This window comes from Dehalococcoidia bacterium (genome assembly GCA_025060295.1).
In the GTDB taxonomy this organism is placed as follows: Bacteria; Chloroflexota; Dehalococcoidia; order Lucifugimonadales; family HRBIN23; genus HRBIN23.
This window is the reverse complement of the sequence record JANXCH010000007.1, coordinates 94,288-101,745: the sequence shown is the minus strand read 5'-3', so window position 1 is coordinate 101,745 and position 7,458 is coordinate 94,288. Positions and strand designations below refer to the sequence as shown.

The following is a 7,458-nucleotide window of genomic DNA, read 5'->3' as shown; positions in this document are numbered from 1 at the left end:
ATATCGGGACTACAACAGTGTGGAGGCGAGCATAGGCACAGGTCCCTTTATACTCACCTCCTACACGCGGGGCGTGCAGTATATCTTCAAGAAGAACCCGGACTACTGGCGGAGGGGCCTGCCCTATGTGGACGAGGTGCGGGTAGAGATCGCCGCTGACTACAGCACGCGTGTGGCGCTGTTGCGGACGGGGCGGGTGCATCAGGCCAACTGGGTGCCTACCATAGAGGACGCCGAGTACTTCCAGTTGCAGCGCACGCGCCCTGACCTAGTCTTGGGCACAGGGTATAAGTCTTTGACACTCAACACCATCTACTTCAACACCACCAAGCCGCCGTTCAACGATGTGCGGGTGCGCCAGGCCGTCTCTCTGGCCATTCACCGTCAGGCGTGGATAGACACCCTTCATTATGGTGAGGGGTGCCTCTATCACGGCCCCATCCCCTGCGCCTATGAGGCGTGGCAGCTGCCTATAGAGAAGTATCCTCCTGAGAAGGCCAAGATACTCATTGGCTACGACCCCGACTTGGCCCGGAAACTCCTGGCCGAGGCGGGCTATCCCAACGGCCTCTCTACCTCCCTGCGCTATGCTGCCGTCTTCTATGGGGCGCTGTGGGATTCGCGGTATCAGTTGGCTGCCGACAACCTGACGCGGGTGGGGATTCGGGCGGAACTGCGCCCGCAGGAGTATGGTCTCTACATCTCCACCACCTACCTGGGGCGCTTTGACGATGCTGCCATTGGCCCCGTGACGCCCTACGCCGAGCCTGACTACTTCCTCTACGCCCACTTCTACCCCGGCCAGGCGGGCAACCGCAGTAGCGTGAATGACCCAGCGCTGAACCCCCTGTTGGAGCAGCAGCGAATGGAGATGGATCCCAAGAAGCGCCTGGAGACGGTCTACAAGATTCAGGAATACCTGGCCGACAAGGCCTACTACGTCTACCTGCCCGCACCCATTATTAGGACGGCCTGGCAGCCCAGCCTGCGGGGGATGGTGTTCAAGATTCTCGGCTCCTACGGGGTGGGCAAGATGTATATGTATGCCTGGCTCGCCCAGTAGCCCACTTGCAGCGTGCAGAGGGGGCGGAGGATTCCTCCGCCCCCTCTTGTTTTGGGTGCGGTCAAAGGTTCTATCACCCCTGCACTCGGCTTGACGCTCCCCTGGGGGATGCCTAGCATGAGGGGTAGCACACCACCGGCAGGGCGGCACCTTGGCACAGCGGCAGGTGGAACATCTGGTGTCGGCGGGAGGGGTGGTCTACCGCCGACGGGATGGGCAGATAGAAATTGTCCTGTGTGGCTGGAGGGAGCGGGGGGGCAAGGCGGGGTGGGGCCTCCCCAAGGGCACTCCCAACCCCGGCGAAAGCCTCCCCGACGCCGCCCTGCGGGAGACCGCCGAGGAGACGGGCCTTCAGGTCGTCCTGGAGCGTCCCCTGGGGAAGATTGAGTACTGGTTCATCCGCCCTACCGACAAGGTCCGCTGCCACAAGACCGTCCACTTCTACCTCATGCGGGCTGTGGGAGGCGATGTGGCCCTCCACGACCAGGAGTACGACGAGGTGCGCTGGTTCCCCGTGGAGGAGGCGCTAAAGGTGATGTCCTATAAAAACGAGCAGAAGACGGTAGAGGCCGCCGCCCGCGCCCTGCGGGAGGGGGAGCCGTGAAGACCAGCAAGGTGTGGAAGGGGCAGAAGGTCATCCTGCGGGAGAAAAGCCTGGCCGATGCCGCCGACGACTACCGTTGGCGTAGCGACGAGGAACTGGCCCGTCTGGATGCCGCCCCTCCGTTGCGCATGCCCTTCCAGGATTTCCTGCGCCTCTACGAGGAGGAACTGCGCTATCCCTACCCCTGGTCCCGCCGCTTCGCCATTGATACCCTGGACGGCAAGCACATCGGCAACTGCATGTACTACGACATTGACTACACCACAGGTGAGGCCGAACTGGGCATCATGATCGGCGAGAAGGAGTACTGGAACCGTGGCTACGGCACCGACGCCGTCAAGACCCTCCTGGCCATGATCTTCACCGAGACCACCCTCCAACGAATTTACCTCCACACCCTAGAGTGGAATGTGCGGGCTCAGCGCAGTTTTGCCAAGGCGGGTTTCGTGCCGGTGCGCACCGTGCGCCGTAACGGCCAGGTGTTCCTGCGCATGGAAATCAGCCGGGAGCACTGGCTCCGCCTCCAGCGCGAGGAGCAGGCCCAGCAAGTGCCTTCGACCCCACCCCAGGGGTAAGCCTATGCTGATCCTCGGTATTGAGACCTCCTGCGACGAAACGGGTATCGGGCTGGTGAGCGAGGGGCGCACCCTCCACGCCAACACCATCGCCTCCCAGGTGGAGCTGCACGCCCGCTATGGGGGGGTGGTGCCCGAGGTGGCCTCTCGTCAGCACGTGCTGGCCTTGGTGCCCACGCTCCAGCGCGCCTTGCAGACAGCCAAGGCCACCCTCGCCGATGTGGATGCCATTGCCGTAACCTATGGCCCTGGGTTGGTGGGGGCGCTGGTGGTAGGGGTGAACTTCGCCAAGGGCCTGGCCATGGCCCTGAACAAACCCCTTATCGGCATCAATCACCTGGAGGGGCATATCTACGCCGGGTGGCTGGAGCCAGACCTGCACCCGGAACGGGAGCCGGGCTTCCCCTTGCTGTGCCTGCTGGTGTCGGGGGGGCATACCGACCTGGTGGTGATGCGCGGGCACGGCGACTACACCCTCCTGGGGCGCACGCGGGACGACGCCGCCGGGGAGGCCTTTGACAAGGCGGCGCGGGTGTTGGGATTGGGCTTTCCGGGCGGGCCGGAAATCCAGCGGGAGGCGCAAAAGGCCCAGGCCCCCGAACCCCTGCCCCGCGTGGTGCTGAAGGAGGGGTTGGAGTTCAGTTTCAGCGGGTTGAAGACGGCCCTGGTGCGCCGTGCCCAGGCGGCGGGGGTCTACCCCGCCCAAGAGGGGATGCCTGCCCCCCTTACCGGCCCCCAGCGCCAGCAAAAGGTGGCTGATCTGGCCGCCGGCTTCCAGGAGGCGGTGGTGGAGGCCTTGGTGGAGAAGACCCTGGAGGCGGTGCGTTCCACTCAGGTGCGGGGCATCCTGCTGGGCGGAGGGGTGGCGGCCAACGCCCTTCTGCGCCAGCGCATGCGGGAGCGCAGCCCTGTCCCCGTGCTGATTCCCCGCCCGTCCCTGTGCACCGACAACGGGGCCATGATTGCGGCGGCGGCCTATTACCGTCTGCGTCGCGGGGAGCGCCACCCCTGGAACTTGGATGCCGACCCCTCCCTGCGGGTGGGGTAAGGCTCCGCCTTCGTGCCCACTGCACAGGCGCACACCCGGTGGACTTCCCTACGCCACCAGACGGTACCCTCAAGCCGTGGGGCTATCCCCTGTGCGGAGCAAGGGAAGGGGCTGCAGCGCGTTCCACCCACTCCCCCTGCAGGTGCACCTCCCCCCGCTCCGCCAGCACCTGCACCGCCGCCTCCGCCAGCATACGGGCGCTCCCCACGTCCAGGGAGGGGTCCCGCTCCGCCACCCGACGGGCCAGGTCGCCCAGGGTGCGGGGGCCGTCGGCCACCGCCTCCCGCACCAGGGCATACATGGCAGAGGCGGTGAAGTTGGCGCACATGCTGTCAATCAGGTATTGCAGGGAGGGCATCGCCCCACGCCCCCTTACCACAGATACTTGCGGAAGAAGGCGAAGGTCTTCTGCCAGGCGTCCATGGCCTGCTGGGGGCGATAGGCGGGGCGGTCGTAATACCAGAAGCCGTGCCCAGCCCCATCGTAGCGGTAGAACTCGTAGGTCTTCCCGTAGCGCTTGAGGGCCTCCTCGTGCTGGTTGACCTGGGCAGGGGAGGGCGCCTGGTCCTCGTTGCCGAATAGCCCCAGGAGGGGGCAGGAGAGGTCTTTCGTATAGTCAATGGGGGCAACGGGCTGGGCGGGAGTCAACTCGTGGGGGGCCATGACCACCCGCCCGCCCCAGCAGTCCACGGCGGCGCTGAAGCCCTGCACCCGACACGCCACCAGGAAGGCGTGGCGCCCCCCCGAGCAGGTGCCGATGATGCCCACCTTGCCGTTGCAGTAGGGCAGGGAGCGCAGGAAGTGCAGGGCCGCCTCGCAATCCCCCACCACCGAGTCATCAGGAACACCTCCCGCCGCCCGTACCCGCGCCGCCACCTCCTCGGGGGTGCCGTGTCCGAAGCGGTAGTAGAGGTTGGGGCAGATCACGATATAGCCGTGGCTGGTGAAGCGCCGGGCCGTCTCCCGGTAGAACTCGTCCCAGCCAGGGAGGTGGTGCACCAACACGATGCCAGGATATGGCCCCGGCCCCAAGGGGCGGGTGAAGTAGGCGTTGATCAGGTCGCCCTTATAGCCCCTGTAGGTGATGACTTCGGCCAGCATCCCTTCATAGGCGTCGGTGCGCCACTGGTTCCACATGTGCTATGTCCCCCTTGTGCGTTTCTGCTCGTGGCCTATTATAGCGCCCGTGGGGAGGGCTTCACCCGTGCCTCAGCCTCCCCCGTGGAGGGAATCGGGGGTGTCTCTACCCCTTGTCCTCCTTCAGGAGGCGGCGGAGCACCATGTTCAGCACCCCCCCGTGACGCAGGTAGCCCACCTCCACGGGGGTGTCCACACGGGCGATGACGGTGAAGGTGCGCTCTTGGCCGTCCTTCTGGACGCGCACGGTCAGTTCTTGGTGGGGGCGCAGGGCGTCGGACAGGCCCAGGATGTGGTACACCTCCGTGCCCGTGAGGCCCAGGGTCTGGGCGCTCTCCCCCGGGCGGAACTGGAGGGGCAGGATGCCCATCCCCACCAGGTTACTGCGGTGGATGCGCTCATAACTTTCGGCGATGACGGCCTTGATGCCCAGCAGGGCTGGCCCCTTGGCTGCCCAGTCCCGCGAACTGCCTGAGCCGTATTCTTTGCCGGCGAGCACCAGCAGGGGCACCCCCTCCTTCTGGTAGCGCTGGGACGCCTCAAAGATGCGCATCTGCTGGCCCGAGGGGAAGTGCACCGTCCAATCCCCTTCGGTGCCGGGCACCAGCAGGTTCTTCAGGCGGATGTTGCCGAAGGTGCCCCGCACCATGACCTCGTGGTTGCCCCGCCGTGCCCCGAAGGTGTTGAACTCGGCGGGGGGCACCCCCTTGCTGATGAGATACTGCCCCGCCGGGCTTTTGGGGGAGATGCTCCCCGCCGGAGAGATGTGGTCGGTGGTGATGGAATCCCCCAGCATCACCAGCACGCGGGCATTGCGGATGTCGCGCAGGGGGGGCGGGTCGGTGGGCAAGTCCAAGAAGAAGGGGGCCTCTTGAATATAGGTGGAGGTGGCATCCCAGGCGTACAGGTCGCCGGCGGGGACGGGCAGGCCCTTCCAGCGATGGTCGCCTTCAAAGACCTGGCTGTAGCGCTGGCGAAAGGCCTCAGGGGAGAGGGCGCTGGCCACCGTGTGGGCAATCTCCTCGGGAGAGGGCCAGATGTCCTGCAGGAACACGGGGCGTCCCTGGGTGTCGTGGCCCAGAGGCTCGCGGGTGAGGTCCACATCCATGCGCCCCACCAGGGCGTAGGCCACCACCAGCATGGGAGAGGCCAGGAAGTTGGCCCGCACCTGGGGGTGGATGCGCGCCTCGAAGTTGCGGTTGCCGCTGAGCACCGCTGCAACCACAAGGTCGTGGGCGGTAATCGCGTGGGCGATGGGGTCGGGCAGGGGGCCACTGTTGCCAATGCAGGTGGTGCACCCATACCCCACCACATGGAAGCCCAAAGCCTCCAGATAGGGCAGAAGCCCCGCCCGCTCCAGGTAGTCGGTTACCACGCGGGAGCCTGGGGCCATACTGGTCTTCACCCACGGCTGGCGCCTCAAACCCCGCTCCACGGCCTTCTTGGCCAACAGCCCCGCCCCCACCATCACCGAAGGGTTAGAGGTGTTGGTGCAACTGGTGATGGCGGCGATGACCACGCTCCCGTGGGAAAGGTTGACCTGATGCCCGTTGAGACGCACGGGGACGCTGGCGGGAGCGGGCTTTTTGTAGGTCTTCTCCAGGGCGATGTGGAAGGTGCGCTTCACCTCGGTGAGGGGGATGCGGTCCTGAGGCCGGCTGGGGCCGGCCAGGCTGGGCACCACCTGGGAGAGGTCCAGGGTAAGGGTCTCGCTGTACACCGGGTCGGGGGTAGAGGCGTCGCGGAACAGGCCCTGGGCGCGGCAGTAGCGCTCCACCAGGGCTATCTGGGCCTCGTCCCGCCCTGTGCCCCGTAGGTAGCGCAGGGTCATAGCATCCACGGGGAAGAAGCCGCAGGTGGCCCCATATTCGGGGGACATGTTGGCGATGGTGGCGCGGTCCTCCACGGTGAGGGCATCCAGGCCGGGGCCGAAGAACTCCACGAACTTGTCCACCACCCCCTTCTTGCGGAGCAGTTCGGTAACGGTGAGGACCAGGTCGGTGGCCGTGGCCCCCTGGGGCAGACGCCCTAGCAGTTTTACCCCCACGACGGGGGGCATGAGCATGAAGTAGGGCTGGCCCAACATCACCGCCTCGGCCTCTATGCCCCCCACACCCCAGCCCAGCACGCCCAGGCCGTTGACCATAGTGGTGTGGGAGTCGGTGCCCAGCACCGTGTCCGGGAGGGCGGTGGGACGGCCTTGGACGGGGCGCAGGGCGACCACGCTGGAGAGGTATTCCAGGTTGACCTGGTGGCAGATGCCCGTGCCGGGGGGCACCACGCGGAAGTTTTGGAAAGCCTGCTGGGCCCACCGCAGAAAGGCGTAGCGCTCCCGGTTGCGCTCATACTCCCGCTCCACATTGAAGGCGAAGGCCTCGGGGTGAGCGAATATGTCCACCTGAACGGAGTGGTCAATGACCAGGTCCACGGGCAGGAGGGGGTTGATGCGTTTGGGATCGCCCCCCTTGCGGGCCATAGCCGCACGCATGGCGGCCAGGTCCACCACGGCGGGCACCCCTGTAAAGTCCTGCATCAGCACTCGGGCGGGGAGGAAGGGGATGTCCCGCCCGGAGGGGCGGGCCGCATCCCAACGGGCAGCCTGGGCCAGGTCGTCCTGACTGCACAGTTCCGGTTGGGTCAGGTGCAGGCGCACAAGGCTCTCCAAAAGGACACGAATGGAGAAGGGCAGACGCTCCAGGCGCGTCCACCCCTGCTCTTCCAGGTAGGCCAGGCGGTAGTACTGCACAGGCCCCTGGGGCGTGGGGAGAATGCCCAGGGCCGGATGGGAAGGGTGTGTGGCCATACCACCTCCTTAGCGTGGGGAAAGGTCCGCCTACTATCGTGGCACAAGTGGGGACAGGACGCAACCACAGGGGGAAGGGGGTGCCCTCGGCTGGGGTTGCCTGCCCGGCGGGGATAGGTGCTGGGGTATCCTCGGACGCCTTCCCCTGAAGGTACCCTAGGCCCTGTCCTCCAGGGCACATCCCCCCGTCGCTCCCCACGAAGGTGCCGCTACCCCTAATCTGACGCC

At 66.1% G+C, this 7,458-nt stretch carries 7 protein-coding genes; 4 read left to right on the top strand and 3 right to left on the bottom strand.

Annotated elements, in window-relative coordinates:
• The 4 genes from NZ951_04185 to tsaD all read left to right on the top strand — a co-directional run.
• The coding region (locus tag NZ951_04185) for an ABC transporter substrate-binding protein (GenBank protein ID MCS7207120.1) at window positions 1-1,063 on the top strand (1,063 nt) is incomplete at its 5' end.
• 151 nt (window positions 1,064-1,214) lie between these two features.
• A complete protein-coding gene (locus NZ951_04180) occupies window positions 1,215-1,667 on the top strand; it encodes an NUDIX hydrolase (GenBank protein MCS7207119.1) in 453 nt (150 codons plus the stop codon).
• Window positions 1,664-2,242, top strand: coding sequence for a GNAT family N-acetyltransferase (locus NZ951_04175; protein MCS7207118.1), 579 nt, complete (start codon window positions 1,664-1,666; stop codon window positions 2,240-2,242). Before NZ951_04180 ends, NZ951_04175 begins: the two co-directional genes overlap by 4 nt.
• 4 nt (window positions 2,243-2,246) lie before the next feature.
• Window positions 2,247-3,290 (top strand): tRNA (adenosine(37)-N6)-threonylcarbamoyltransferase complex transferase subunit TsaD, encoded by a 1,044-nt coding sequence (tsaD, locus tag NZ951_04170; GenBank protein ID MCS7207117.1) that lies wholly within the window; start codon window positions 2,247-2,249, stop codon window positions 3,288-3,290.
• 82 nt (window positions 3,291-3,372) lie between these two features.
• Here tsaD and NZ951_04165 read toward each other — a convergent pair whose 3' ends face one another.
• From NZ951_04165 to acnA, 3 genes are all read right to left on the bottom strand, one after another.
• Entirely contained in the window at window positions 3,373-3,648 is a 276-nt protein-coding gene (locus NZ951_04165; GenBank protein MCS7207116.1) for a hypothetical protein, read from the bottom strand.
• 14 nt (window positions 3,649-3,662) lie between these two features.
• The gene (locus NZ951_04160; protein ID MCS7207115.1) at window positions 3,663-4,427 is read right to left on the bottom strand and encodes a dienelactone hydrolase family protein; all 765 of its coding nucleotides are present in this window, start codon (window positions 4,425-4,427) and stop codon (window positions 3,663-3,665) included.
• Between the two features lie 106 nt (window positions 4,428-4,533).
• Complete coding sequence (gene acnA / locus NZ951_04155; protein MCS7207114.1) at window positions 4,534-7,230, bottom strand: aconitate hydratase AcnA; 2,697 nt, start codon at window positions 7,228-7,230, stop codon at window positions 4,534-4,536.
• Window positions 7,231-7,458 lie beyond the last annotated feature (228 nt).